Here is a 26,496-nt window from a genome sequence, read left to right as displayed (position 1 = left end):
TCGTAAGGCGAGTGAAAGCCATAAATGTGGCGATACGCCGTCAATATCGATCAAACGGCCACGATGGACGGTCGTGCAGCGGCTGTGCGGGCCCGGCGGCGAAACGCCTAGGCGTGGTCGGCGGGCTCGTCCAGTACCGCCGAGTCCAGCGTGGCCGTCAGGCGGTCCAGACGGGTGCGCAGCTCGCGGATCTCGTCGATGTCGAAGCCGGTCGCGGCGACGATCCGGCGCGGTACGGCCAGCGCGCGCTCACGCAGGGTTGTGCCCTCGTGGGTCAGTCGCACCTCCACCGACCGCTCGTCGCGGGTGCTGCGCTCACGCCGAACGAGACCGGCGGCCTCCAGGCGCTTCAGCAGCGGCGACAGCGTGCCCGAGTCGAGCCGCAGATGCTCGCCCAGCTTCTTCACCGGCAGCTCGCCGTGCTCCCACAGCACCAGCATCACCAGGTACTGCGGGTACGTGAGCTCCAGCTCCTTGAGGACCACGCGGTACACGCCGTTGAAGGCGCGCGACGCGGCGTGCAGGGAGAAGCAGATCTGTCGGTCGAGACGGAGGAAGTCCTCGGCGGACAGCTCTCCGGGGATCTGCCCGGACACTTCCTCCGGTGGGTGGGCGGCGCTCGTGGTCATGACTCCAGGGTAGCGCGAGTTCGCCATTTAGTTGTGGGCAATTGAATTGTGTGCTCTACTTGAGTCCGTGAACGGCGGTCGGACCGAACCGCCGGACGTGAGATGACCTGTGAAACGGATGGTTCCCCATGGACGCGCTGTACACCGCTGTCGCCACCGCCACCCACGGCCGCGAGGGCCGCGCCTTCACCAACGACGGCAAGCTGGACCTCGACCTGGCCCTCCCGGTGGAGCTCGGCGGCAACGGCCAGGGCACCAACCCGGAGCAGCTCTTCGCCGCCGGTTACGCGGCCTGTTTCGCCAGCGCCCTCGGCCTCGTCGGCCGCGCGGCGAAGACCGACGTCAGCGAGGCCGCGGTGACCGCCGAGGTCGGCATAGGCAAGCAGGGCGAGGGCTTCGCCCTCAAGGTCACGCTCCGCGTCGAGCTCCCCGACACGGTCGACGAGGCCACCGGCCGCAAGCTCGTCGAGCAGGCCCACCAGGTCTGCCCGTACTCCAACGCGACCCGCAACAACATCCCGGTGGAGCTGGTCGTCGAGTAAGGCGGACGGCTTCGTACGCCCCGCACCCCTCGCTCTTCAGGGGTGCGGGGCTGTCCCGTATGTGCGGCCCCGCCGCGAGGGCGCGATCAGCCCCCACCGGCCCGCGGTGTTCGAACTCGCGCGAGCACTTCCCCCGTCTCGGGGCTCCACGCCACCACCACGGCCTCCTCCGGCACCGGCCGCCACCGCGTGAGCAACAACCACCGCACCCCGTAGCGCCGAGCGATCACCGACCGCTGCGCCCGGGTCGACCCGGGGTCGAGATAAACCCGCACATCCGCGGCCCTCCGCACCCGCTCCCGCTCGTCCACCGCGGGATCCGGCCAAGCCGGCGCCGCCAGATTCACCCCGTACCCCGCGATCGCGTGCCCCGCGTAGTACCCGTCGGTGATCAACACCTCCCCCGGCCGAAAGTGCCGCGCGGCCCACGCGTACGAAGGCCACCGCGGCGGCTGATCGAACCCGACCGGATCCCACACCCGTGGCACCACCGCCCCCGCCTGCACGGTCAGAAACCCCACGCACGCCCCCACGACCGCCGCACACCCCAGCACGCGCCGTGCACGCCCCCACGGCCGGGCCGCCGCCAGCTCCACCGCGACCGCGAACTGCAACGGCACCAACGCCGCCCCCAGCACCCGCCCGTAGGTGTAGTGCCCGCTCACCCACCCGTACGCCACCACCAGGCACTCCAGGGCGAACAACAGCACGAGCGGATCCCGCCGCGACCGCCGCCACCGCGTCCACAGCGCCGGCACCCCCAACACCACCGCCAGCCAGAAGTGCCCGGCCAGCGCCCCGTACAGCCGCCGATGCATCCCGTCGACCGCCGGGTTCCCGGCCAGCGAGAGCACGTCGTAGTACGGCCACGACAGCGCGACCAGACCCGCCGCGCCCCCGGCGAGCGCCCACCGCCCCGCCACGGCCGCCCGCCGAGGGCCCCGCTGCCACCCCGCCACGCACGCCACCGCGCCCGCCCCCGCCGCCACGGCCGTGATCGGATGCACCAGCACGATCAGCCCGTACAGCGCCCCGAGCCCGGCGTACGCCCAGACGCACCCGAGCCCGCTCGGCCCGACGTACCGCACGACCTTCCGTGAAGCGACATCTCCACGCGCGCGTGCGCCCGTCCACCCCCACGCCCAGAACATCAGCCCGATCGCGAACGCCGACGGATACCCCAGGTTCCCCGTCATCGACATCAGCCCGAGATAGCCGCTCCACCAGGCTCGTTCGGTGCCCCACAACAGGGTCATCGACAGAAGCGCGAGGACGGGTGCCCACGGCCGGGGCGTGAGCACGCGCACGAAGCGGCCGATGCCGGTCAGCAGCACCAGCAGGTTCAGCGGACCTGCGAGCTTCACCACCGCCCAGCCGCTCAGCCCGGTCAGCTTGGCGAAGAGGCCCTGGGCGACGGCGTACGGCGAGTAGTACGGGCTGCCGGCGCCCGGCAGGGCCGCCGTCGGATGGGCCGGGTGGAGCAGGTCCCAGCGCAGCCGCTCGACGACCGCCGCGTGCTGCCCGGCGTCGCAGCACAGCGGGACCCGCCAGTACGCCAGCGTCATGACCAGCCAGAACAGCCCGCCGAAGACGACATACGGACTGGGCCGTCGGGCCGGCCAGAAGGTACGGCCACCGCACAGGGCGGTGGCGCCGAGCGCGATCCGCCGCCGTACGAGCTGTACCCCGCGTACACGAGAACCGGCGATATCGCGATCAGTATGGGCTGTCTGAGGCATTTGCCGTCTATTCCCGTACGGGGCAACCGCTTAGCCCGCCATCACCTCATCGAGTGGCCATGGGCTCCGGCTCGGCCTGCTCCGGTACAGCGGCGGAGCCCGCCCCGGGTGGCGTCCCGCTCCGCACCCGCTCCCACAGCAACGGCAGCCCCAGCACCGGCAGCAGCCACGCCAGCACGATCAGCCGGCCGCCCCAGATGGCGAGGTCCGGATGGCCCGCCTGGTTGAGGACACCGGTGCACGCGGCCGCCACCACGAACGCCGCGAACGCCGGCCGCTGCCGCCCCACGCCCCACGCGCCCGCCGCCAGCGCCGCCAGGAACAGCGGCTGCGCGAACTGCCGGCGTGACCACTCCACCCAGAAGTTGAACTCCAGCTGCAGGAACTCCGGCAGCGGCCGGGCACGGTCCGGGTGGGCGAAGTGATGGGTGAGCAGGTCCTGCACGCTCTCACCGGCCGACGGGTAGTGCAGCAGCTTGGCGGCCAGCAGGGTGCACACCACCGCCCAGGCCGCGACCGCGCCGATGGCCCGTACGGCCGGGTCGATCCGCCGCCGCCGTACGGCGATCGCCGCGCACGCCCCCACCAGACACACCCCCAGGAACAGCGCCTGCGAGTGCTTCACCGTGAACAGCAGGACCAAGGCCGTACCCACCAGCGCGGCCCCCGCCCGCACCCGCCCCTCCAATGCCAGCGCGCACCCCCACAGCGCGGCCAGCGTCAGGGCCAGCAGCAGCCCCTCGGTCATGGGCCGCATGGCGGTCGTGCCGCACGGCAGCACGTAGTACAGGGCCTGGCCGGCGAGGGCCGCGGCGGTCGGCGCGCGGACGGCCCGCAGGACCAGAAAGGCCAGGACACCCCCGGCCGCAGCGATCAGCACACTCGCCAGCCACACCCCCCACGTCACCCCGAACACCGTCACGAAGGGCACCAGCAGCACCGGATACCCGGGCCGCGCCTCGAAGATCCGCTGAAATCGGTCGACCGCGAACGGCACGGTGTGCCCGCCGGTCTGCCCGGCCGCCAGCCGCTCGTCGACCTTCTGCCACAGCTCACGACGGCACTCCTTGGCGACCCGCCGGGCCGGGTCCGGGGCGTGGAAGCGGACCACGTCCACGCTCTGGTCGCGCCGAGCGTTCGCGGCCCGGCTCACGCAGTAGTGCTCGATCGTCGCGGCGGCTGCCGCCCGCTTGCCGTCACCGCGCAGACTCAGGGCGTACGACACGTAGTTCTTGGTGTCGGGCGTGGCGCGCCCGGTGACGCCCGCGAGCTGGAGCAGCGCGAAGACACCCGCGAACAGCAGGACCCACGTACGCGCCCGCACGACGACGGTACGGGCGCTCATGACGAGACGAGCGCCGGCGCACGCGCCCCCGCGACAGCGGCCGGCTCCCTCAGCATCAGGGTCCGCACCACCCGCTCCGCCGCCAGCCCGTCGTCGAACTCGCAGTACCGCTCCCGGAACGCGGCCCGCAGCCGCGCCGACTCCGTGTCCCGCCACTGCCCGGAGGCGAACAGCCAGGCCAGCTCCCGGTAGGAGCGCGAGACATGGCCGGGCGCGTCGGCGGTGACGTCGAAGTACGCGCCCCGGCTCGCGGTGAAGACGTCCCAGTCGTCGGCGTGGACGACGATCGGCCGGTCGAGGTTGGCGTAGTCGAACATCAGGGCCGAGTAGTCGGTGACCAGCACGTCCGAGGCGAGCATCACCTCCTCGACATGCGGCTCGTCCGTCACGTCCAGCACCACACCCCGCCGATGCAGCTCGGCCAGCCCGAACCCGCGCGCCGGCCCGTCCGCGAGCGACGGATGCAGCCGTACGGCGAGGGTGTGGCCCTCGCCCAGACTCCGCCCCAGGTCCTCGGCGAACCGGGCCAGGTCGAACCGCTCGACGTACCCGCCGCGCCGGTAGTCGCGGGGCGTGGGCGCGTACAGCACGACCGTGTGCCCCGCCGGGATGCCGAGCCGTTCCCGGATCGCGGCGCCGCTGTCCGGCTTGGCGTTGACGAGGACGTCGTTGCGCGGGGAGCCCGTCCGCGCGGAGGCGAAGTCGCACGGGTACGCGCGGCTCCACACCAGCTCGGAGTGGCGGTTGGCGACGAGGCTGTGGTCCCAGCGGTCGGCCCGGCGCAGCATCCTCGGCACGTCGATCCCGTGCCGGGCGCCGGGCTTGCGCAGCAGATCGGCGGCCATGTACTTGAGCGGGGTGCCCTGGTGGGTGTGGATGTGCACGCTGCCCGGCCGCTTGGTGAGGGCACCCGGCCAGTTGACGTTGTTGACGAAGTACGTCGCCCGTGCTGCCAGCCGCAGATACTCCGGCGACCCCGGCGTCACATGCTCCACCCCCGGCGGCAGCGCCGCCACCCGCTCCGGCCGCACCACCCACACGCCCCGGATGTGCGGCGCGAGATCCCGCGCGGCCTGGTACACGGCCGCCGGGTCCCCGAGCACCCCGCGATGCGAGAACGCCGAGTACAGGGCGAGACCCGGGTCGAGCGGCAGCCGCTCGTGCACGAAGGACAGCCCACGCCCGGCCCGCGCGGCCCCGGCGGCCCGCACCCGCTCCGCACCCGCCCCGAGCGCGGCCCGCCCCCCGGAGGCCCGCTGCCGGAACCGATAGGCGGCCCAACCGCCTTCCAGGACACGGAATTCGGGCGCCACAGGTACCTCCGGGGCGGGCCGGTACTTCCGGAACAGCCCCGCCGTCCGCCGGAAGAACTCCGCCTTGTCCGTCCCCGGCACCCGACCGGGCTTGGCCAGGATGTCCAGGCAGTGCTCGCTCATCTTGTGCCGCACATACGGCCGCCAACGCGCGAGCTCCGGCCGCGAGTCGAGAAACGTGAAGACCCGCTCGTACTGGTCGTGCACGTCGAAGTGCTTACGGCTGGTGGTGGACAGGATGTTCCCCTGCCGCCGCTGCCGGTACGCCACACAGATCCGGTCCAGCGTGGCGACCCGCTCGGCGCTGAACAGCACCGGGAACGTCCACGGCGTGTCCTCGTAGTAGCCCGGCGGGAAGCGGAAGCCGTGCGTCTCGACGAACTCCCGCCGGTAGGCCTTGTTCCACACGACCATCAGCAGTTCGAGGACGCCCGGCCGCTCGGCGACGGTGAAGGTACCGTCCCCGGCCTCCGTGAGCAGATGCGCGAGGGCGTTGCGCCGGGTCCCGCCCCACCAGTACGTACGGGCGTAGTCGAAGACCAGCACATCCGGGTCGTCCGTCTCGTCCAGCCGGTCGGCGAGCGCGCGCAGGGCGCCCGGCGTGAGGGTGTCGTCGCTGTCGAGGAAGAGCAGGAAGTCCCCGCTGGCGTACGGGATCCCGGCGTTGCGGGCGCGGCCGAGGCCCACGTTCTGCGGCAGGTGCAGCACGCGGACGCGCGGGTCGCGGGCGGCGTACGCGTCGAGGATCTCGCCGCTGCCGTCCGGGGAGCAGTCGTCGACGGCGATCACTTCCAGATCGCGGTACGACTGCTCCAGCACCGAGTCGAGGCACTCGCGCAGAAAACCCCGGACCTTGAAGACGGGGACGATGACAGTGAAGCGGGGCACGTCCGTCAGCTCCTTACGAGGGTCGCGGTGGGCCGGGGCGCCGGGGTGCGCTCGGCGAGCGGGACGACGGGCGGCAACGCCTCGGGCGACTGCCCGAGGAACACCCGTCGTACGACCCGCTCGGCGGCCCGCCCGTCGTCGAACTGGCAGAACCGCTCCCGGAACGCGGCCCGCAGCGCGTCGGCCTCCAGGTCGTCGTACGAGCCGTCGCGGAGCAGGTCCGTCAACTCCCGTTCGGTACGGGCCACATGACCGGGCGGCGCGGACGGCAGGTCGAAGGTGACGCCCCGGGTCTCCCGGTAGACGTCCCAGTCGTCGGCGAGGACGACGATCGGCCGGTCGAGGTTGGCGTAGTCGAACATGATGGAGGAGTAGTCGGTGATCAGGGCGTCGGCGGCGAGGCAGAGGTCCTCGGTGGAGCGATGCCGGGTGACGTCGATGACGCGGCTGTCGCTCTTCGGTCTGCCGCCCCGGTCGTAGAAGTAGTGGGCGCGCAGCAGCACCACGAAGTCGTCGTCCAGCGCGTCGCAGAAGGCCTCCAGATCGAGGCGGGCGTCGAAGCCGCCGGCGTGGTCGCGGTGGGTCGGGGCGTAGAGCAGGGCGGTCCTGCCGTCGGGGATGCCCAGCTCGCGCCGGATTCGCGTCACGTCCTCCGCCGTGGCCGTGTAGTAGACGTCGTTGCGCGGATAGCCGTACTCGAGCTGCTCGTACGAGCCGGGGAACGCCCGCTCCCAGGTTTCCGTCGAGTGCCGGTTGGCGGAGAGGTTGAAGTCCCAGCGGTCGACGCGCTTCAGCAGCCCGGTGAAGCTGCCGGACGCGGCGGCCACCACCGGGTACGGGGACTGGTCGACGCCCATGGTCTTCAGCGGGGTGCCGTGCTGGGTCTGCAGGTGGACGCTGCCGGGGCGCTTGACGACGGCGTCGGCGAAGTTGGCGTTGTTGACGAGGTACTTGGCGCTGGCCAGGACCTCCCAGTACCGCCGGGAGCCGATGACGGCGTGGTCGATGCCGGGCGGCAGCTCGCCCACGGCCTCCGGTTCGACGAGCCAGACGCCCCGGATGTGGGGGGCGAGTTCGCGGGCCTTGGCGTGGACGGCGGCCGGGTTGCAGGTGTGGCCGCGGCCCCAGTACGCGCAGTACACGGCGAGGTTGTTGTCGAGGGGGAGGCGGCGCCGGGCGGCGTAGAGGGCGCGTGTGAGGGGCGCGCGGGGCCTGGGCACGGCCGCCATGGCTGTCGTCGCGGCCTGTTTGACGCCGCGCAGGGCCCGGAACGCGGCGTACGAGCCGGTCGCGAGGACGCGGTGCTGGACGCCGACGCTGCCGACGGGCGGTTTAAAGCCGGCCGGGCGGTAGGTCCGGTAGAGGTGGCAGGCGCGGCGGAAGTAGGCGCGGCGGGCGCGGGCGGGCAGCCGCTCGGGGCGGGCGGCGGTGCGCAGCACCATGGCGAAGAGCTGCTCGAACAGGGTCGGCGACAGCCCTTGCTCGGCGGTCGCCCGGGCGAGCACCAGCTCGACCTGGTCGAGGAGTTCGAGCTGATGCGGGCCGGGGGCGGCCAGCCGGCTGCCCTGCCGTCGCACCAGATGCCGTACGCAGACCGAGCGCAGCTCCGCGGCGCTGTCGGCGGCGAGGGTGACCAGGCCGTTCCAGCCGAGGTCGGTGAAGTGGCCGCTGGGGAAGGCCAGGCGGTGCTCGGCGACGAAGTCGCGGCGGTAGGCGGCGCTCCAGGCCGGGAGGTGGACGCCGGTGGGGTGGGGGACCGTGGTGCCGCCCTCCCACCAGTGGGCGCGCTCGTGCGCGAACCGGAGCACGTCGACGCCGGGGGTCTGGCGGAGCCGGGCGTCCAGCTCGGCGAGGGCGCCCGGGGTGAGGGTGTCGTCGCCGTCGAGGAAGAGGAGATAGGTGCCGGTGGCGGCGGCGATACCGGTGTTGCGGGCGGCGCCCAGGCCGCCGGAGGGGGGTGACTGGACGGGGGAGACGCGGGTGTCGCGGTCGGCGTAGGCGGTGGTGAGTGTGCCCGCGGGGGAGTCGGGGGCGTCGTGGACCGGGATCAGTTCGAAGTCGCCGAAGGACTGGGTGAGGATCGAGTCCAGGGCGAGCGGGAGGTGGGCTTCGACGCGGTGGGTGGGGACGATGACACTGAAGCGGGGCATTCTGTCCTTTGGGGTGGCTTGGTCTGTTGTTCGACTGCGGGTCGGTGGGGGCGCCCCGGGCTCTTCAAGGGCGCGGGGAACTGCGCGAGCAACCACGACGAACCCGCGCCCGCCGACGCACGACTGCCCCGAGCTCTCACGCATGACGGGGTCGAAGGGGCAGCGCCCCTGGGGATGGGACGGGTAGGGGCGGCGGGGGCGAGAAAAATGCGGGCCGGAAGCCGCTACGGGCGCAAGGCGTCACGCGCCCACGCGGGCGGCGACTGCCCCGGCACGGTCGCCAGCCCACCCCCCGGCCGCCCGGCGGCAGCCGACGGCACAGGATGCCGGTCGGACAGCGGCACGAACGAAGGCACCCTCAGCTCCCCCAGCACCACCCGCCGTACCACCCGCTCAGCCGCCAACCCGTCGTCGTACGGACAGAACCGCTCCCGAAACGCCGCCCGCAACTGCGCCGACCGCGACCCCCGCCAATGCCCCGTCGCGAAGATGTCGATCAGCTCGTCCTCGTTGCGGGCCACCGCTCCCGGCGGGAACGACCGCAGATCGAAGTACGTCCCCCGCGCCGCCTCGTACGCCTCCCAGTCCTCGTTGTGGATGACGATCGGCCGGTCGAGGTTGGCGTAGTCGAACATCAGGGACGAGTAGTCGGTGATCAGCGCGTCGGAGGCAAGACACAGGTTCTCGACGCTCGGGTGACCCGTCACATCCACCAGCCGCCCGTGGGCCGACTCCGTCAGCGGCGAGTCGTACACATGATGGGCCCGCGCCAGGATCACGAACCGCGGGCCCAGCTGGCGCAGGATCCGCTCCAGGTCCAGATGGGCGCGCTGGGAGTGCCGGTAGTCACGGTGCGTGGGGGCGTACAGCAGGGCCACCGAGCCCTCGGGCACGCCGAGCTGCTCGCGCAGCCGGGCCACGTCCGTCGACGTCGCCCGCACGAACACGTCGTTGCGCGGCGAACCGTACTCGAGGGTCGTGTACGGCGACGGGTACACCCGCTCCCAGACCAGCGTGGAGTGCCGGTTGCCGGACAGCACGAAGTCCCACTGGTCGCTGCCGCGCAGCAACGCCTCGAAGTCCGTGCCGCGCGCGGCCGCCGGCCGGTCCTTCAGGTCCAGGCCCATGCGCTTGAGCGGAGTGCCGTGCCGCGTCTGGAGCAGCACCTGGCCGGTGCGCTTGACGAGGCGGGGATCGAAGTCGGTGTTGCTGACGAGGTACTTGGCGCGGGCCAGCGCCGTGAAGTACGCCATCGAACCGGGCGTCACCCGCCGTGTCGCCACCGGCAGGGTGTGGTGGTGCTCGGGCCGCGCGGCCCAGAACGTGCGGATGCCCGGCGCGTACGTACGGAACGCGTTCTCCAGCGCGGCCGGGCTGCACTCGTACCCCCGCCCGTCGTACGCGGCGAACACCGCCCGGTCGGCGCGCACCGGCAGCAGCCGCTGGAGGCGGTAGTGGAGCCGCAGACCGCCGCCCCGGAGCAGCCGGGCCAGGCCAGCCGCCACCCGCCCGAGACCCCGGCCCAGCCGCGCCCCGGCCCACAGGGCGCGCAGCGTGCGGTGGCTGCCGAGACGCAGCAGCGCGTACCGCATCCGGGCGCGGGCGCGCACCGGTCCGCCGGGGGCGTGATAGCGGGCGCAGTGCGCACGGGCCGCGCGCAGGAACTCGGCGCGGGCGCGCCGCGGGAGCCGGGCGCCGCCCCTGGTGCACACGGAGGCGAGGTGATCGACCATGCGGCGGAACAGCAGGGGCCGCCAGTGGGCGAGTCGGGGGTGGTCCTCGATGTGGGTGAACAGCCGGTCGTACTGCTCGAAGACGTCGAAGTGCCGCCGGTCGGCCATCCCGGTCGCCTCGAGCAGACTGCCGTGGCGGCGCGCCCGGTGGTGCACACAGACCCGGTCGAGCGTGGCGAGCGACTCGGCGGTCAGCAGCACCGGGTACGTCCAGGGCACGTCCTCGTACACCCCGGACGGGAAGCGGAAGGCGTGCCGCTCGACGAACTCCCGGCGGTACGCCTTGTTCCACGCCACCGGGCGGAGCGTCAGCAGGCCGGGGCGGTCGTCGAGGCTGAAGGGGGCCGGGCCCTGCTCGGTGAGCCGGCGGTCGTGTTCGTCACGGACGGTGTCGCCGGACCAGGACGTGCGCGCGAAATCGTGCACGAGCACGTCCGGTTCGCCGCTCTCCTTGACGCGGTCGGCGATCGCCTGCAGCGCCCCCGGCGCGAAGGTGTCGTCGCCGTCGAGGAAGAGGAGGTAGTCGCCGGTCGCGTGCTCCATGCCCGCGTTGCGGGCGGGGCCGGGGCCGGCGTTGCGGGACAGGTGCACGGCCCGTACACGGGAGTCACGGGCCGCGACCTCGTCGGCGATCGCACCGCAGCCGTCCGGCGAGGCGTCGTCGACGACGATCAGTTCGAGATCGGTGAAGGGCTGGGACAGCACGGAGTCCAGGCACTCGTGCAGGTACGCCTGAACCTTGTACGCGGGGACGATGACACTGAACCTGGGCAAGGGGGACATCCATGGGTCGGCGCGGGCATACTGCCCGGAAACGGCCGATGGAGTGATTTGGTTACGCTGCGTGTTCCATACGGGGGATAACCTCACGGTACGGGGGCGCACGGGCGTGAACGCTCAGGCGCGTACGCGAGTGCGCGCCGCTGTTCGCGGCGCGCACCCCCGATCCTCCGCGATGTCCTACTTCACCGCGCCCGCCATCACGCCGGACACGAACTGCTTCTGGAACGCGAAGAACACGGCCAGCGGGATCACCATCGAGATGAACGCGCCGGGCGCCAGGACCTCGATGTTGCTGCCGAACTGCCGTACCTGCTGCTGGAGCGCGACCGTCAGCGGCTGCGAGCCGGAGCTGGAGAAGACCAGCGCGACCAGCATGTCGTTCCACACCCACAGGAACTGGAAGATCCCCAGGGAGGCCAGCGCCGGGGCGCCCAGCGGCAGCACGACCGTCGCGAACAGCCGCAGCTCGCCCGCCCCGTCGAGCCGGGCGGCCTCCAGCAGCTCACGCGGGATCTCCGCGAAGAAGTTCCGCAGCAGGAAGATCGCGAAGGGGAGCCCGAAGCCGACGTGGAAGAGGACGACACCGGTGATGTCACCGAAGATCCCGAGGTCGCCGAAGAGCCCCGAGAGCGGGATCAGCGCCACCTGCACCGGCACCACCAGCAGCCCCACCACGAGCATGAACCACCAGTCGCGGCCCTTGAAGTCCAGCCAGGCGAAGGCGTATCCGGCCATCGCGCCGATCAGGACGACGAGCAGTGTCGCGGGGACCGTGATCCAGATCGTGTTGAACAGCGCGCCGGTGATGTCGTCGTTCTCCAGCAGCGACTCGTAACTCCTGGTGGTGAGTTGGGCGGGCGCGGAGAACACCTTCCACCACCCGGAGTCGGCGATGTCGGTCGGGTCGCGGAACGACGAGACCAGCAGACCGAAGGTGGGCACCAGCCAGAACAGCGCCACGAGGAGCAGGAACACACGCAGCGCCCCGCCGGCCGCGCCGCTCGCGACCCGGGCGGCGAGGGAGCGTTCGGCGCGTACGGGGGCGTCGCGCTCGGGAGTGCGCGGCGCGGGCGCCGGGGCGGGGGGCTCGGTCGTCGTCACCGCTGACGCTCCTTCCTGAGGCGCCGGATGTTGACCCACATCACCGGCAGCACGAGCAGCAGCAGGACCACACCGATCGCGCTGCCGAGGCCGTTGTCGCCCCCACCGCCGTACGACACCAGATACAGCTGGAGGGCCAGGACGTTGGCCTCGTCCTGGCTGGGCTGGGGAGCGATGATGTAGACGAGGTCGAAGACCTTCATCACGTTGATCATCAGCGTGACGAGGACGACGACCAGGACCGGCGCGAGAAGGGGAACGGTCACGCGCCGGAACACCTGCCACTCGTTCGCGCCGTCCACGCGCGCCGCTTCGAGCAGATTGCGGTCGACCCCGGCCAGCCCCGCCGCGATCAGCACCATCGCGAAACCGGCCCACATCCACACGTACGACCCGATGATGGCCGGGGTGACCAGGGTCGGGCCGAGCCAGTCGATGCCGTTGTAGGGCGCCGCGAAGTTCGAGCCGGGGAGTCGGAGTCGCGCTCCCTCGGCCGCTGTGGGCAGCTTGAAGGTGCCGTCGGCGCCGCTGGTCGCGGTGGCGACGACCTCGCCGCCCTTCACCGCCTCGACCTTGACGCCCTCCAGCGCCTTCTCACCCGGGTCGACCGCGCCCTTCTCGCCGCCGCCCCCGAGCTTGAAGTCCAGCCAGACGGTGCCGGTGACGCCGCTCCCGGTGGCCGTCTTCGCGTCCTGCGGGTCGCCCGGCAGCCGATCGGGTGCGATACCGACGAGGGGGAGCAGGGCCGGGGTGCCCGCCCGCACGGTCCCCTCCGTGGTGAACGAACCGCCGCCGGACGCCCGCAGATCACTGACCTGGGCGTTCGGCCGCGCCTTCGGATACACGGACTCGTCGACGAAGACATCGTGCACGGACGTCACGATCGCGTTCGCGACACCCTGGTCCGGATCCTGCTCGTACACCAGCCGGAAGATGATCCCCGCGGCGAGCATCGAGATCGCCATGGGCATGAAGACGATCAGCTTGAACGCCGTTCCCCAGCGCACCCGTTCGGTGAGCACGGCGAAGATCAGCCCGAGCGCGGTGACGAACGCGGGCGCCACGGCGACCCAGATCGCCGTGTTCCGTACGGCGGTGAGCGTGTTGTCGTCGGAGAAGATCTCCGTGTAGTTGTCGAAGCCGACGAAGCCCGAGCCGGGCGCGTCGTACAGGCTCCGCCAGACCGAGTACCCGATCGGGTAGACCACGAGCGCGCCGAGCAGCACCAACGCGGGCAGCAGGAACAGCACCGCCACCCACAGCCGGGTGCCCGTCACGCTCTTGCGCGCTGCGGCCGGGGGCGCGCCCCCGGCCGCTTTCGCCACGGCGGACGACGGCATCGCGGGCCGTCAGCCCTTCCCGTAGGCCTTCGCCGCGTCGGCCTCCAGCTTGCGCTGGGCACCCGCCACGTCGTCGGGGTTCTTCAGGAAGTCCTGCAGATCCTTCCACTCACCCACGCCCTGGGTGCCGCCGAACGCCGCCGGGGCCTGGTCGGACATGTCGAAGCGGAAGTCGTCGCCGGCCGCGAGCAGCGCCTCGGCGATCTCGCGGGTCACGTCGTCCTTGTACGCCCCCGGGTCCAGCCCCATGTTGGGGGAGAGGAAGCCGCCCTGGGCCGCCCAGATCTCCGCCGCGTCGGTCGAGGCCAGGAAGGTCAGCAGGGCCTGGGCGCCCTTGCCGTCCTTCAGCGCCACGGCCGCGTCGCCGCCGGTGACCACCGGGGAGTCGCTGCCGACGGCCGGGAACGGGAAGACCTTGGCGTCGGTACCGAGCTTCGCCTTGGTGTCGCCGTTGATGGTGACGGCCACGAAGTCGCCCTCGAAGACCATGCCGGCCGGGGTGTCGGTGCCGAAGGTCTGCGTGATCGACTTCGGGTACTCGGTCTGCAGCGCGCCGGAGGCGCCACCGGCGATCAGGTCGTCCTTGCCCCACAGCTCGGCGAGCGTGGTGAGGGCCTGCTTCACGGACGGGTCGGTCCACTTGATCTCGTGCGCGGCGAGCTGGTCGTACTTCTCCGGGCCGGCCTGCGACAGATAGACGTTCTCGAACCAGTCGGTGAGGGTCCAGCCGTCGGCGCCGCCGATGGAGACGGCGGGGGCGCCGGAGTCGGAGATGGTCTGGGCGGTCTGGAGGAACTCGTCCCAGGTCTTGGGCTCTTCGCTGATCCCCGCCGCCTCGAAGGTCTGGGTGTTGTACCAGACGAGGGACTTGTTGGCGGCCTTCACATACACGCCGTACTGCTCGCCCTTGTACGCCCCGAGATCCCTCCAGCCCTGCGAGAAGTTCTTCTCCAACTGCGCCTTGGCCTCGCTGCCGAGCGGTTTGACCCAGCCCTTCTCGGCGAACTGGTGCAGCACGCCGACCTGGGGGAGGAACGCGACGTCCGGCGGCTTGCCGCCCTCGATCTTGGTGCCGAGGAAGGTGGAGGTGTTGTTGCCGGTCGGTACGAAGCTCACCTCGGCGCCGGTGCGCTTCTCGAACTCGTCCAGCACCTTCTGGAAGTTGTCCAGTTCCGGGCCGGTGAAGACGGCGGCGACTTCGAGCTTCTGCCCGTCGAGCTTGGGGAGCCGGACGCTGGATCCGGTGTTGGTGCCTCGGTCCTTGCCATCGTTGTCGTCGCCGCCGTCGTCACCGCCGCATGCGGTGAGGGAGAGAGCGAGGACACCCGCGGCGAGGGCGGCGAGGGCTTTGGCGGGCCTGCGTGGGTAAGGGGGTTGGAAGTCGGCGTTGGTCCTGGCCATGGATGTGGCTCGGTGCGTACGAAAAATGCTGCGCATCACTGACCCCGTTCTCCGTGCGTCTCGTCGAACGTTGTGGCGCTGTCCCGTGCGCTCTGGTCTACGCCGGGTGCCCGAACGCGGCAAGAGCGCCTGCGCCGTCAACTCGCTGATCGTGACCGCGTCGTGACCATGCGATGGGGTCGTTCAGGTGCCTGTTCGCCATGGGGATGGCTGGTTGTGGACGGCTTCCGGCTGATGGTCGTTTGCTCGCGCAGTTCCCCGCGCCCCTTACGGGGCCCGTCCTGGCTGCCGGCATTCGCCGCTAGGGGCGGCACGGGTGGGGCGCAGCGGCGCCCCGTGAGCGCCGGGTTGCGCGACTGCGCCCGCTCGGCACGGGCGTCGGGTGCCTGCTCGCCGTGGGATGGCTGGTTGTGGACGGCTTTCGGCCGGTGGCCGTTGCTCGCGCAGTTTCCCGCGCCCCCTGAAGGGCGCGGCCGCCACACAGCCGACCGTCACAGCAGCGACGGCACCCGCACGGCCGAAACCTCCCGCGCCGCCCTCTCCAACGCGCTCGCCAGCAGCGCCAGATCCGTCGGCCCGTTCCCCAGCTCACGCACCGGGCGCCGCGTCGGCGGATCCCCCATCCGGGCCCACTCCAACGGCACGACAGTGGGCCGGAGCGTCGCCGTACGCGGAATACGCCCCGTCACCCGCCCCGCCTGGAACGGCATCCTCCGCCCCTGCTCACCCACGACCAACTCCCCACGCCCGGGGCCGGGTTCGTCCGGCCCCGGCACCGGCGCGCTCAACGACGCCCGCAGCGACACCGCCCGCCCCAGCTCACCCGCCCCGGCACCCCACGCGGAGCCCTCCGCCGCGGCCGCGACGAGATGCACCCCGAGCCGCACGCCCTCCCGGACCACGGCCTCCAACGCCCGCACCACCGACCCGGCGGCAGGCCGTCCCGGCGAACCCAGCGCGGGCGACAGCAAGGCATCGAGATCGTCGACGATCACCACGAGACGCGGCAGCCCGACCGCCCTTTCGGCGCCACCCCGATCCTGCTCGGCACTCCTGCGCCCGGCCCCCGGCCGAAGCCGCACCGTCGCACTGGACGGCGCGTCGATGTCCGCCGCCCCGGCAGCACTCTCACCCACCTGCCCCCCGGCGGAGCCCGACCGCTGGCTCACGAGCCGCCCGGACACCTCCCGCCGGGTGTGCCAGTCGGCGAACCCGGACTCCCCGAGCAACTGCGCCCGCCGCTTGAGCTCGGCACTCAACGACTGCGCGAACTCCCGCATCCGCACCGGGTCGTTGGCCACGAGATGCGTACCGACGTGGGGCAGGTCCGTACAGACCCCCAGCCCGTCCCCGGGCCGCCCGCCCCCACCCGCACTCCCGCCACCACCGCCGCCGTCCCGGCCGTCGACCAGCGCGATCCCGAGCCGGTCGGGCCGCTCGGCGGCGGCCAGCGACGCGGCCACGGATCGCAGCAGCTCCGTACGGCCGCTCCCGGCCGGCCCCTCGATCAGCAGATGCGGGCCCTCGGCGACCAGGTCCACGGAGACCGGCCCGCGCGGCCCGGCGCCGAGCACGGCCCAGGCCCGCCCGCCGACCGCCGACCGGTCGTCGGCCGCGTCCGCCCAACGCGCCATCAGCGACGCGGGGGTGGCCCGCGCCAGCCCCAACTCGTCCAGCAGTCGGGCGGACTGGGGCAGCGGCGCCGACACCCGGGCCTGCCGGTCCCCGGCGGCCCCGTCCGTGCGCAGCGGCGCCAGTGCCCGCGCGAACCGCTCCGCCCAGGCCGCCGACACGGCGTCCAGCGTCGCGACCGTGCCGCCGTTCAGCAGACCGGGGGTCTCGGGCGCCAGGAACGAGGCGAGGTCCTCCGTGCCGGGATGCGTGCGATCGGCCTGCCCGGCCGTCAGGCCGGTACCGGTGTGCGTACGGCTCATGGCCTCGGGGTCCGCCTGCGCCGAACGACCGGCGCCGGGACGGACCACACGTATGGCATCGGCTTCAGGGTGCGAGCGGCTCGCCGGCACCGCCGCGTCGGCCTCGCGCGCGTGCACCTCGCCCCGCGCCTGGCCCCCGGCCCTGGGCTCCGCCGGCACCTGTCCGGGAGCGACCCGCAACAGCCGCAGCGCCGTCGCCACATCACCGCTGAGCAGGGCCACGGCCCCGCACGCTCGGAACGCGGGCGAGGCCTCGCAGGCCGCCGTGTAGGTCTCCGTCACCGGCGAGGCGGGCGACGCGGCCTCCGCCTCGGCGAGGCACACGACATGTATCCCGGCGCCGGGCCCCTCCTGCGCCAGCCGCACCACGGCCTCCCGCACGTCGGCGCCCCCGGGGTCCCCGTCCACGACCACCACCGTGTACGGCCCCGCGAAGCCACCGGCGGCCGGGTCGTCGTCCCGCGCCCAGGAGGGCCGGCGCGACGCCCGCCTGCCGGGCATGTCGGCCGAGTCCGCCGCACCCCGTGTGTCCCCGGTCCCGAGGCCCGCCGACGCCCTGTCCTGCGCGTGGTCCTCGACCCGGCGCAGCAGCTCGTCCAAGCGGGCCGTGGCCTGGTCGCGGTCGTAGGCGAGGAGGAGACGGCAGTCCTGGCCGTGGGCGGGGCGGAGGTGAGGGAGCCAGCCGAGCCAGGACCAGTCGGCCGTGCGCTCCTGGGCGGGGCGGTGGCGGTCCGCGCTGATCAGTACGAGCTCCAGCGTGTCGGGGGCGTGCAGCGCGGCGAGCTGGGCCACCACCGCGCGGGCCAGCCCCAGCAGCCGCGGGCGCGGCCCGGCCAGACCCAGCGCGCCGACCTCGCGCAGTGCCGTGGTCACCGGCACGGCGGGCAGCGTGCCGGAGCCGTCGGGCGCCGCCCGGTCGGTCGTCCCCAGCCGTACCGTCAGCGTCTCCGGGTGCCCCGGGCCCCGCTCCCACAGCCGGGGGCCGGGCCCGAGCGCGGTCAGCAGCAGCGCGGCGGGGTCCGGCCACGTCTCGGGCAGCCGCTGCACGGCGGTCGCCGACACCGAGGAGAGCGCCTCGTACGAGGCGTCGTCATCGTCGTAGTCGTACTCGTACGGGTCGTGCCCCGCGCCCGACTGCTCGCGCCCCCCGGTGAGCCGCCGAGCCCACGCGCCGAACCCCCCGCGTTTCCGCACCCCGCCCGGCACGTCCGTCCCCCGGAGGGGAGTGCCCTTGCGGGTGCCGGAGTCGAGCGCGTTCGGCGGGTCCTCGCCGAGACCGTCGGACCCGTCCCCAGCGCTGCCGGACCCCGCCGCGCGCGACGCCCGCTCGATCCCCGGAGCCCCGCCCTGCCCCGGCACCAACGGCTCCGAACGCCCATGCTCCGAGGCCCCTGAAGAGCCCCCCGCCGAACTCCGCCCGGACGCCACCTGCCGGGGCACACCCCCCGAGCCGGAGCCCACCCCTGTTCCGGACGAGGACGACGGCGCTGAGGACGACGGCGCTGAGGAGGACGGCGGCGCCGAGGAGGACGGCGAAGGCGACGAAGCCCCGCCCGCCACCCGAACATGCCCCTCCCCGTCCGGCGTGGTCCCCACCGCTGCCGAGCCCGAGGACGAGGCCAGCCGGAGCGTCGACTCGCCGATCTGGAGCAACGCGCCCGGGACCAGCCGCACCGGACGGTCCCCCACGCGCGCGCCGTCCAGGGTCGTGCCGTTCGTGGAGCCGAGGTCGGCGACCGAGACGCGGCCGTCGGCGGAGAGGGTGACCGCGCAGTGCAGCCGGGAGACGTCGGGGTCGTCGAGCGGGACGTCCGCGTCGGCGGAGCGGCCGATGTGGATCTTGCCGCCGTGCAGGAGGTGGACGCCGCCCGCGTCGGGGCCCGCCACCACATGCAGCTGGGCCGCGGCCTCGTCGGCCTCCGGGCCCGCCTCGGTGGGGGCGCCCAGGGAGAGCACGGCGCCGTCGATCAGGGGCGGCTCGCCCAGGGTGCAGCGCTGGGTGTCGAGGCGCTCGGCGCCCGCGTACAGCACCACCTGGGTGCCGCCGGGCTCGCGGCCCCGCTCGTGCGAAGAAACGCCGCCCTCGCCGCCCACGGCCGAGGCCAGGCCCGAGGCGACCGCGGCGAGCGCCGTCCCGGCCGGCGCCGTGACCAGCACATCGCAGGCCGTGGCACGGGCTCGCGGCTCCGAGGTCGGTCCCAGCGGGTCTATGACGGTCAGCCGGATCTGCATCGCCGTCAGCGGTCCCTTCCGCGCGGGCACCCGCGACGGCAAGGACGAGACTGCGCGGTCCCCACCGCAGACTTCCCCCACCGCTCACGGGCACGTCGGCCAGTAGTGGAGGCATCCTCCCACCTGCCGCTGACAACGCGCCCGCCGCCCACCGTCAAGTGATCTTGATTGGTCGGCTCTGCCCCCAAAAGTGCCTGACCAGCGTCCGCCAGTTGATCACTTGAGATCGGTCACGTCTGCTTCCGGGCAACCAACCGGTCAAGGACGAGCGTCTCTCCATCGAGCGAACGCGTCCGGGTTCTCGGAGACGACACCCCGGTCCTGCGGGCGGCGGCACTACAGTGGGTCGCAGCGTCCGCATCAGGACCAGGTCAGGCAAGCAAGCAACAGGGAGCGCATGACGTGCGGCCGGTAGGGAGCAAGTACCTCCTTGAGGAGCCGCTGGGACGCGGCGCCACAGGCACCGTCTGGCGCGCCCGCCAGCGGGAGACCGCGGGGGCAGAGGCGGCCGTGGCCGGCCAGCCCGGCGAGACCGTCGCGATCAAGGTCCTCAAGGAGGAGCTGGCGAGCGACCCGGACATCGTGATGCGCTTCCTGCGCGAGCGCTCCGTCCTGCTCCGGCTCACCCACCCGAACATCGTGCGGGTCCGCGACCTGGTCGTCGAGGGCGATCTGCTCGCGCTCGTCATGGACCTCGTCGACGGCCCGGACCTGCACCGCTATCTGCGCGAGAACGGCCCGCTCACCCCCGTCGGCGCCGCCCTGCTCACCGCCCAGGTCGCCGACGCGCTCGCCGCGAGCCACGCCGACCAGGTGGTCCACCGCGACCTGAAGCCCGCCAACGTCCTGCTGAAGCAGGGCGGCGGCCAGATGTACCCGATGCTGACCGACTTCGGCATCGCCCGCCTCGCCGACTCCCCGGGCCTCACCCGCACCAGCGAGTTCGTCGGCACACCCGCGTACGTCGCCCCCGAGTCCGCCGAGGGCCGCCCGCAGACCTCCGCCGTCGACATCTACGGCGCCGGGATCCTCCTCTACGAGGTGGTCACCGGACGCCCGCCGTTCAACGGCCAGACCGCGCTCGAAGTGCTCCACCAGCACCTCAGTGCCGAACCGCGCCGCCCCTCCACCGTTCCCGACCCGCTGTGGACGGTCATCGAGCGCTGCTTGCGCAAGAACCCCGACGAGCGGCCCAGCGCCGAGAACCTCGCGCGTGCGCTGCGCGTCGTCGCCGAGGGCGTGGGCGTGCACGCGAACTCCGCGCAGATCGCCGCCGCCGAGAGCGTGGGAGCCCTGTTGGCCCCCGACCCGGCGCCCGCGACGGTCCCGGTCACCCCGGGCGGCGTGCCCGGCGCGGCCGACGCGACACAGGTCCTGCCGCCGCACGGCGCGGGCGCGTACGACCCCAACGCCTACGACCCGAACGCCTACGACCCGAACGCCGCGACCAGCGTCCTCCCGAACACGTCAGGCGCGGCGGGTGCCGCCGACGCCACCACGGTGCTCCCCACGCACGGCGCCGCCGACCCGACCGCCGTCATGCCGCCGGTGCCGCCGCACCAGCCCGGCGGGCAGCAGCCGGAGCAGCCGCACCCCTGGCAGACCCAGCTGCGCGCGGCCCGCGACCGCAACGAGCAGACGCAGGTCCAGTACCTCGACCCGAACGAGGACCCGCTGCGCCGCCGCCCCCAGCGCCAGGTCGCCCGGCCGCAGCAGCAGCCCCCGCAGCAGCCACCCCAGCGCCCCCGCCAGCAGCAGCCGCCCCAGCGCAGGCAGCAGCAGCCACCGCCCCCCGCGGCCGCCGGTTACGGCTACCCCCAGCAGCAACAGCCGTACGCGCCCGCGCCCCAGCAGCAGCCGCAGCGGTACGCGCCGCCCCCGCAGCAGCCCCAGCAGCCGGCGCCGCGCCCGCAGCGCGAGCCCAGGCCGCCGCGCGAGCCGCGTCAGCGCAGCGCCAACCCGATGAGGATCCCCGGGCTCGGCTGCCTCAAGGGCTGCCTGTTCATGATCGTCATCCTTTTCGTCGCGGGCTGGCTGGTCTGGGAGTTCACCCCCCTCCAGAGCTGGATCGGCACGGGCAAGGGCTACTGGGCGCAGCTGACCGAATGGGGCGGCGACGCCGTCAAGTTCTTCAAGGACCTGGGCAGCGGCTCCGGCCAGTGACTGCCGCACCGCCACCGATAGCCGCACCGCCACCGATTCCGGTGCCGACGGCCGAGGTTGACGACATGTCGACATCTGAGGGGTGATTTCCGCCTCCGCGGTGAAGGTTGGCTCTTGGGACGCGTAGCTTTGTCGCCAACACGCGGCCTGTAGGAGCAGTCTTGGGACGGAAGATCGGAAGCCGGTACACCGCGAACCAGATTCTGGGGCGGGGCAGCGCCGGCACGGTGTGGCTCGGCGAGGGGCCGGAAGGCCCCGTCGCCATCAAGCTGCTGCGCGAGGACCTCTCGTCCGACCAGGAACTCGTCAGCCGCTTCGTCCAGGAGCGCACGGCGCTGCTCGGACTCGACCACCCCAACGTGGTCTCCGTACGGGACCTCGTGGTCGACGGCAACGACCTCGCCCTCGTCATGGACCTCGTCCGGGGCACGGATCTGCGGACCCGCCTCGACCGCGAGCGGCGGATGGCACCCGAGGCGGCGGTCGCCATAGTGGCCGACGTGGCGGACGGCCTGGCGGCGGCGCACGCGGCCGGGATCGTGCACCGGGACGTGAAGCCGGAGAACGTCCTGCTCGACATGCAGGGCCCGCTCGGCCCCGGCGGCGCGCATCCGGCGCTGCTGACGGACTTCGGCGTCGCCAAGCTGATCGACTCTCCTCGCCGTACCCGCGCGACGAAGATCATCGGCACGCCGGACTATCTGGCCCCGGAGATCGTGGAGGGCCTGCCGCCGCGCGCGGCCGTCGACATCTACGCACTCGCGACCGTGCTGTACGAGCTGCTCGCCGGCTTCACCCCGTTCGGCGGCGGGCACCCCGGCGCCGTACTGCGCCGCCATGTGACGGAGACGGTCGTCCCCCTCCCCGGCATCCCCGAGGAGCTGTGGCAGCTGCTGGTCCAGTGCCTGGCGAAGGCCCCCGCCTCCCGCCTGCGGGCGTCGGAGCTGGCGGCGCGGCTGCGGGAGCAGTTGCCGCTGCTGGTCGGGATGCCGCCGCTGGACGTCGACGAGCCGGGTTCGGAGGCCGCGGAAGCGCTGGAGGAGGAGGCCGCGCCGGTCGCTCCGCGGGAGCGGGTGCGGCGGGGGGCGGTGCCGCTGGTGCCCGGCGCGAAGCCGGACTCCAACCGGGACACGCACACGTCGATGAGGGTCCCCGGGCCGGACGAGCTGGCCGGCGGCGCCCGCGGCACGGCCCGGGTGCCACGCGCATCGGGCGCGCCCCGCCCCGGCTCGGCCCGCAACCGCGCGAGTGTGGCCCGCCGACGCCGGATCACGCTGAGCGCGGCGGCGGTGGCGTTGATCGCGGCGGTCGGGGTGGGCACATGGGCGGCCACGTCGGGCGACGACGGGGGCGGCACCCCCTCCGACACGAAGAACTCGGCACCGACGTCGCCGTAGAGCTCGGGTGGTCTGGGTGCGTCGGCGGGTGCGGGTACATCGCGGCTGATCGCGCAGTTCCCCGCGCCCCTGAAAAGCCCGGGCTGCGCCCCGCGCTTTTCAGGCCCGCAGGCCCGTCCGCTTTCATGCGGCGCAGGGCCTGTGCTTTTAAGGGGCGCGGGGAACTGCGCGACCAGCCCCCACCCACCCGCAGCCGCCAATGCACCCCCACCCCCCGACCCCCTGGGCACACTCACCCACCCCGAGCACCCCTCCACCCCGGGCCACCCCGCCCCAGCCCACCCGGCGGAGCCGTTACGCTGGGGGCGTGGCAGTCGTCGATGTATCCGAAGAGCTGAAGTCCCTCTCCTCGACCATGGAGTCGATCGAGGCCGTCCTGGACCTCGAGAAGCTGAGGGCAGACATCGCCGTGCTCGAGGAGCAGGCGGCCGCGCCGTCCCTGTGGGACAACCCCGATGAGGCGCAGAAGATCACCAGCAAGCTCTCCCACCTCCAGGCGGAGGTGAGGAAGGCCGAGGCCCTCCGCGGTCGTATCGACGACCTCGGCGTCCTCTTCGAGATGGCCGAGGAGGAGGACGACCCGGACACCCTCGCCGAGGCCGAGACGGAGCTGACCTCCGTCAGGAAGGCCCTCGACGAGATGGAGGTCCGTACCCTCCTCTCCGGCGAGTACGACGCCCGCGAGGCCCTCGTCAACATCCGCGCCGAGGCCGGTGGCGTCGACGCCGCCGACTTCGCGGAGAAGCTTCAGCGGATGTACCTGCGCTGGGCGGAGCAGAAGGGCTACAAGACCGAGATCTACGAGACGTCCTACGCGGAAGAGGCCGGCATCAAGTCGACCACCTTCGCCGTCCAGGTGCCGTACGCGTACGGGACGCTCTCCGTCGAGCAGGGCACGCACCGGCTCGTCCGTATCTCCCCCTTCGACAACCAGGGGCGTCGCCAGACCTCCTTCGCCGGTGTCGAGGTGCTCCCCGTGGTCGAGCAGACCGACCACGTCGAGATCGACGAGTCCGAGCTGCGCGTGGACGTGTACCGGTCCTCGGGGCCCGGCGGCCAGGGCGTCAACACCACCGACTCCGCGGTGCGCCTCACCCACCTCCCCACGGGCATCGTCGTCTCCTGCCAGAACGAGCGGTCGCAGATCCAGAACAAGGCGTCCGCGATGAACGTCCTCCAAGCGAAGCTGCTCGATCGGCGCCGGCAGGAGGAGCAGGCCAAGATGGACGCCCTCAAGGGCGACGGGGGCAACTCCTGGGGCAACCAGATGCGTTCGTACGTCCTGCACCCGTACCAGATGGTCAAGGACCTGCGCACGGAGCACGAAGTCGGTAACCCCGAGTCCGTGTTCAACGGCGAGATCGACGGTTTCCTGGAAGCCGGGATTCGCTGGCGCAAGCAGCAGGAGAAGTAGCGCGCCGCGCGCACAGCGCTTTGTCGACAAGGCAACTGCCGTCTACCGGACGGTAGTTGCCTTGTTCGTTTAGGTCGTGTGTGAGGGGATGTCTGGGTTTTACGTCACAGTCACATGACCTCACCACGACCAAACCCCAGTGAACAGGACATCGCGTACGCAACGACCTTGACGTTGCTGAGAAAACTGGGAAGGCTGGCGCGTGGCATGCGCATTACTGGGGCGCATGTGAACCGGGGGGCTTCGTACAGGAAGCGACCGCCCGTTGATCGCGGCCCCGGGCGCTGCTCCATTTACTGATGAGCTACTGGGGGTAGCAGCCATATGACGAAGAAGACGCGGATCCGCGTGGCGCGTATAGCCGCGGGTGCCGTGATCGCCGCCGGCGCCTCGCTGACCGCCGCGGGCGCCGCTTCCGCTCTCGACCTCGGCGTGGGCATCGGTGTGAGCGCCGACGACGGTGTCTCCGCCGACGTCGGCGTCTCGGTCGACACCGACGGCGACACCGACGGCAACACCAATGTGGGTACGTCCACGGGCACGACCGGCGGTGACACCACGACCGGCGGTGACACCACCACGGGCGGCGACACCACGACCGGTGGCGACACGACCACCGGTGGCGACACCACGACCGGCGGTGACACGACCACCGGCGGTGACACCGCGACCGGTGGCGACACGACCACCGGTGGCGACACCACCACGGGCGGTGACACCACCACGGGCGGTAACACCACCACGGGCGGCAACAGCTCGACCGGCGGCGACACCACCACGGGCGGTAACAGCTCGACGGGTGGCAACTCCTCCACGGGCGGTAACAGCTCGACCGGCGGCAACTCCTCCACGGGCGGTGGCTCCTCCACCGGAGGCGGTTCCTCCACCGGTGGCGACAGCTCGACCGGCGGCGACTCCTCCACCGGCGGCACCGACACCGACGGCGGCAACGACGAGGTCGTCCAGGAAGAGGGCTCCGCTCAGATCACCGACACCGGCTCGGACAGCCAGGCCCAGGGCTCCGGCAGCGGCGAGCTGGCCGAGACGGGTGCCGCCGAGACCACGTTCCTGCTGGTCGGCGCGGCCACGATGATCGCCGGCGGTATCGGCTTCCGTCTGCTGCCGCGCCTGATGGCCGGCCGCGGCGCCGCCGCCTGATCGCAGGCACGAAACAGAGAAGGCCCGGGGCAGCAAGCCCCGGGCCTTCGTCGTCGTACGCTCTGTCGTCCGGCTCTGCCGTCCGTCCCTACACCGTCTGATGGGCCAGCAGCGCCACGGCCGCTATCAGAATCGCCAGCAGGGCGATCAGGGTCACGGGACTCAGGCCCGCGAAGGGATTCTCCTGCTGGAGCCGCTCGCGACTGGCCCGGCACACATGGCAGCGGCCCTCGGCGACGGGCGCCGCGCAGTTCGCGCACACCAACCGGTCGTACGTCATGCGCCTCGCCCTCCTTGCAATGGCCTCACACATACCTCAACGCTTCGCGGAGCCGGACCGTTCCTCTCCTCCACTGTGCCAGGTTCCTCCGGAGGTTGCGCGGGCGCCTACGAAAGGGGCGGGGGCCCTTGTGGCGCGGCCGCGGGTGCGTCGCGGTCGCTCGCGCGGTTCCCCGCGCCCCTTACAAGGCGGGGGGACGGTACAGTCACGGTCATCCATCCCCGACGGCTTGTGGTGTATCCGTGATCCGATTCGACAACGTGTCCAAGGTCTACCCCAAGCAGACCCGCCCCGCACTCAGGGATGTGTCCCTGGAAGTGGAGAAGGGCGAGTTCGTGTTCCTCGTGGGGTCCTCCGGCTCCGGAAAGTCCACCTTCCTGCGGCTGATCCTCCGCGAGGAGCGGTGCAGTCAGGGGCAGGTGCACGTCCTGGGCAAGGACCTCGCGCGCCTCTCCAACTGGAAGGTGCCGCAGATGCGCCGCCAGCTGGGGACGGTGTTCCAGGACTTCCGGCTGCTGCCGAACAAGACTGTCGGCGAGAACGTCGCCTTCGCCCAGGAGGTCATCGGCAAGTCGCCCGGCGAGATCCGCAAGTCCGTGCCCCAGGTGCTGGAGCTGGTCGGCCTCGGCGGCAAGGAGGACCGGAGGCCGGGCGAGCTGTCCGGTGGTGAGCAGCAGCGTGTCGCCATCGCGCGGGCCTTCGTGAACCGGCCCAAGCTGCTGATCGCCGACGAGCCCACCGGCAACCTCGACCCGCAGACCTCCGTCGGCATCATGAAGCTGCTCGACCGCATCAACCGGACGGGCACCACCGTGGTGATGGCGACCCACGACCAGAACATCGTGGACCAGATGCGCAAGCGCGTCATCGAGCTGGAGCAGGGCCGTCTCGTCCGCGACCAGGCACGCGGCGTCTACGGCTACCAGCACTGACCCCGTCTGATCACCCTCCAGA

At 72.4% G+C, this 26,496-nt stretch carries 17 protein-coding genes; 6 read left to right on the top strand and 11 right to left on the bottom strand.

The genetic code is table 11. The features are described from left to right. Nucleotides 1-107: 107 nt before the first annotated feature. Nucleotides 108-629 (bottom strand): MarR family winged helix-turn-helix transcriptional regulator, encoded by a 522-nt coding sequence (locus tag SGFS_RS24060; RefSeq protein WP_286253254.1) that lies wholly within the window; start codon nt 627-629, stop codon nt 108-110. 128 nt (nt 630-757) lie between these two features. Here SGFS_RS24060 and SGFS_RS24055 point away from each other — a divergent pair, with 128 nt between their 5' ends. After that, nucleotides 758-1,171: an organic hydroperoxide resistance protein gene (locus SGFS_RS24055; RefSeq protein ID WP_286253252.1), complete on the top strand. Its 414-nt coding sequence runs from the start codon at nt 758-760 to the stop codon at nt 1,169-1,171. 86 nt (nt 1,172-1,257) lie between these two features. Here the strand turns inward: SGFS_RS24055 and SGFS_RS24050 are convergent, their stop codons facing one another. The 9 genes from SGFS_RS24050 to SGFS_RS24010 form a co-directional block, all read right to left on the bottom strand. Further along, complete coding sequence (locus tag SGFS_RS24050; RefSeq protein ID WP_286253251.1) at nt 1,258-2,910, bottom strand: hypothetical protein; 1,653 nt, start codon at nt 2,908-2,910, stop codon at nt 1,258-1,260. Nucleotides 2,911-2,956: 46 nt separating this feature from the next. Then, nucleotides 2,957-4,255, bottom strand: coding sequence for a hypothetical protein (locus tag SGFS_RS24045; protein WP_286253250.1), 1,299 nt, complete (start codon nt 4,253-4,255; stop codon nt 2,957-2,959). Continuing rightward, a complete protein-coding gene (locus tag SGFS_RS24040) occupies nt 4,252-6,456 on the bottom strand; it encodes a bifunctional glycosyltransferase/CDP-glycerol:glycerophosphate glycerophosphotransferase (RefSeq protein ID WP_286253248.1) in 2,205 nt (734 codons plus the stop codon). Before SGFS_RS24040 ends, SGFS_RS24045 begins: the two co-directional genes overlap by 4 nt. 5 nt (nt 6,457-6,461) lie before the next feature. Further along, nucleotides 6,462-8,606, bottom strand: coding sequence for a bifunctional glycosyltransferase/CDP-glycerol:glycerophosphate glycerophosphotransferase (locus tag SGFS_RS24035; RefSeq protein WP_286253246.1), 2,145 nt, complete (start codon nt 8,604-8,606; stop codon nt 6,462-6,464). 224 nt (nt 8,607-8,830) lie between these two features. Then, nucleotides 8,831-11,122, bottom strand: a complete 2,292-nt coding sequence (locus tag SGFS_RS24030; RefSeq protein WP_286253245.1) for a bifunctional glycosyltransferase/CDP-glycerol:glycerophosphate glycerophosphotransferase — start codon at nt 11,120-11,122, stop codon at nt 8,831-8,833. A 177-nt stretch (nt 11,123-11,299) separates the two neighbouring features. After that, nucleotides 11,300-12,223: a carbohydrate ABC transporter permease gene (locus tag SGFS_RS24025; RefSeq protein ID WP_286253242.1), complete on the bottom strand. Its 924-nt coding sequence runs from the start codon at nt 12,221-12,223 to the stop codon at nt 11,300-11,302. Further along, nucleotides 12,220-13,563 (bottom strand): carbohydrate ABC transporter permease, encoded by a 1,344-nt coding sequence (locus tag SGFS_RS24020; protein ID WP_286253240.1) that lies wholly within the window; start codon nt 13,561-13,563, stop codon nt 12,220-12,222. Before SGFS_RS24020 ends, SGFS_RS24025 begins: the two co-directional genes overlap by 4 nt. A gap of 9 nt (nt 13,564-13,572) precedes the next feature. Beyond that, the gene (locus SGFS_RS24015; protein WP_286253238.1) at nt 13,573-14,964 is read right to left on the bottom strand and encodes an ABC transporter substrate-binding protein; all 1,392 of its coding nucleotides are present in this window, start codon (nt 14,962-14,964) and stop codon (nt 13,573-13,575) included. Between the two features lie 491 nt (nt 14,965-15,455). Next, a complete protein-coding gene (locus tag SGFS_RS24010) occupies nt 15,456-19,130 on the bottom strand; it encodes an FHA domain-containing protein (RefSeq protein WP_286253237.1) in 3,675 nt (1,224 codons plus the stop codon). A gap of 402 nt (nt 19,131-19,532) precedes the next feature. Here SGFS_RS24010 and SGFS_RS24005 point away from each other — a divergent pair, with 402 nt between their 5' ends. The 4 genes from SGFS_RS24005 to SGFS_RS23990 all read left to right on the top strand — a co-directional run bounded on the left by SGFS_RS24005 (nt 19,533) and on the right by SGFS_RS23990 (nt 25,262). After that, nucleotides 19,533-21,293 (top strand): serine/threonine-protein kinase, encoded by a 1,761-nt coding sequence (locus SGFS_RS24005; RefSeq protein ID WP_286253236.1) that lies wholly within the window; start codon nt 19,533-19,535, stop codon nt 21,291-21,293. Nucleotides 21,294-21,454: 161 nt separating this feature from the next. After that, nucleotides 21,455-22,690 (top strand): serine/threonine-protein kinase, encoded by a 1,236-nt coding sequence (locus tag SGFS_RS24000; RefSeq protein WP_286253235.1) that lies wholly within the window; start codon nt 21,455-21,457, stop codon nt 22,688-22,690. Between the two features lie 307 nt (nt 22,691-22,997). Beyond that, nucleotides 22,998-24,104 (top strand): peptide chain release factor 2, encoded by a 1,107-nt coding sequence (gene prfB / locus SGFS_RS23995; protein WP_286253234.1) that lies wholly within the window; start codon nt 22,998-23,000, stop codon nt 24,102-24,104. Between the two features lie 324 nt (nt 24,105-24,428). Continuing rightward, nucleotides 24,429-25,262: a hypothetical protein gene (locus SGFS_RS23990; protein WP_286253232.1), complete on the top strand. Its 834-nt coding sequence runs from the start codon at nt 24,429-24,431 to the stop codon at nt 25,260-25,262. 88 nt (nt 25,263-25,350) lie between these two features. On the opposite strand, the gene SGFS_RS23985 is transcribed toward SGFS_RS23990, so the two are convergent. Then, complete coding sequence (locus SGFS_RS23985; RefSeq protein ID WP_286253231.1) at nt 25,351-25,542, bottom strand: hypothetical protein; 192 nt, start codon at nt 25,540-25,542, stop codon at nt 25,351-25,353. A 242-nt stretch (nt 25,543-25,784) separates the two neighbouring features. Between SGFS_RS23985 and ftsE the strand changes: the two genes are divergently transcribed. Beyond that, the gene (gene ftsE, locus SGFS_RS23980; RefSeq protein ID WP_286253230.1) at nt 25,785-26,474 is read left to right on the top strand and encodes a cell division ATP-binding protein FtsE; all 690 of its coding nucleotides are present in this window, start codon (nt 25,785-25,787) and stop codon (nt 26,472-26,474) included. Nucleotides 26,475-26,496 lie beyond the last annotated feature (22 nt).

This window comes from Streptomyces graminofaciens (assembly GCF_030294945.1).
In the GTDB taxonomy this organism is placed as follows: Bacteria; Actinomycetota; Actinomycetes; order Streptomycetales; family Streptomycetaceae; genus Streptomyces; species Streptomyces graminofaciens.
Note: the sequence above shows the minus strand (reverse complement) of the source record. Positions and strands in the feature narration are given on the sequence as shown.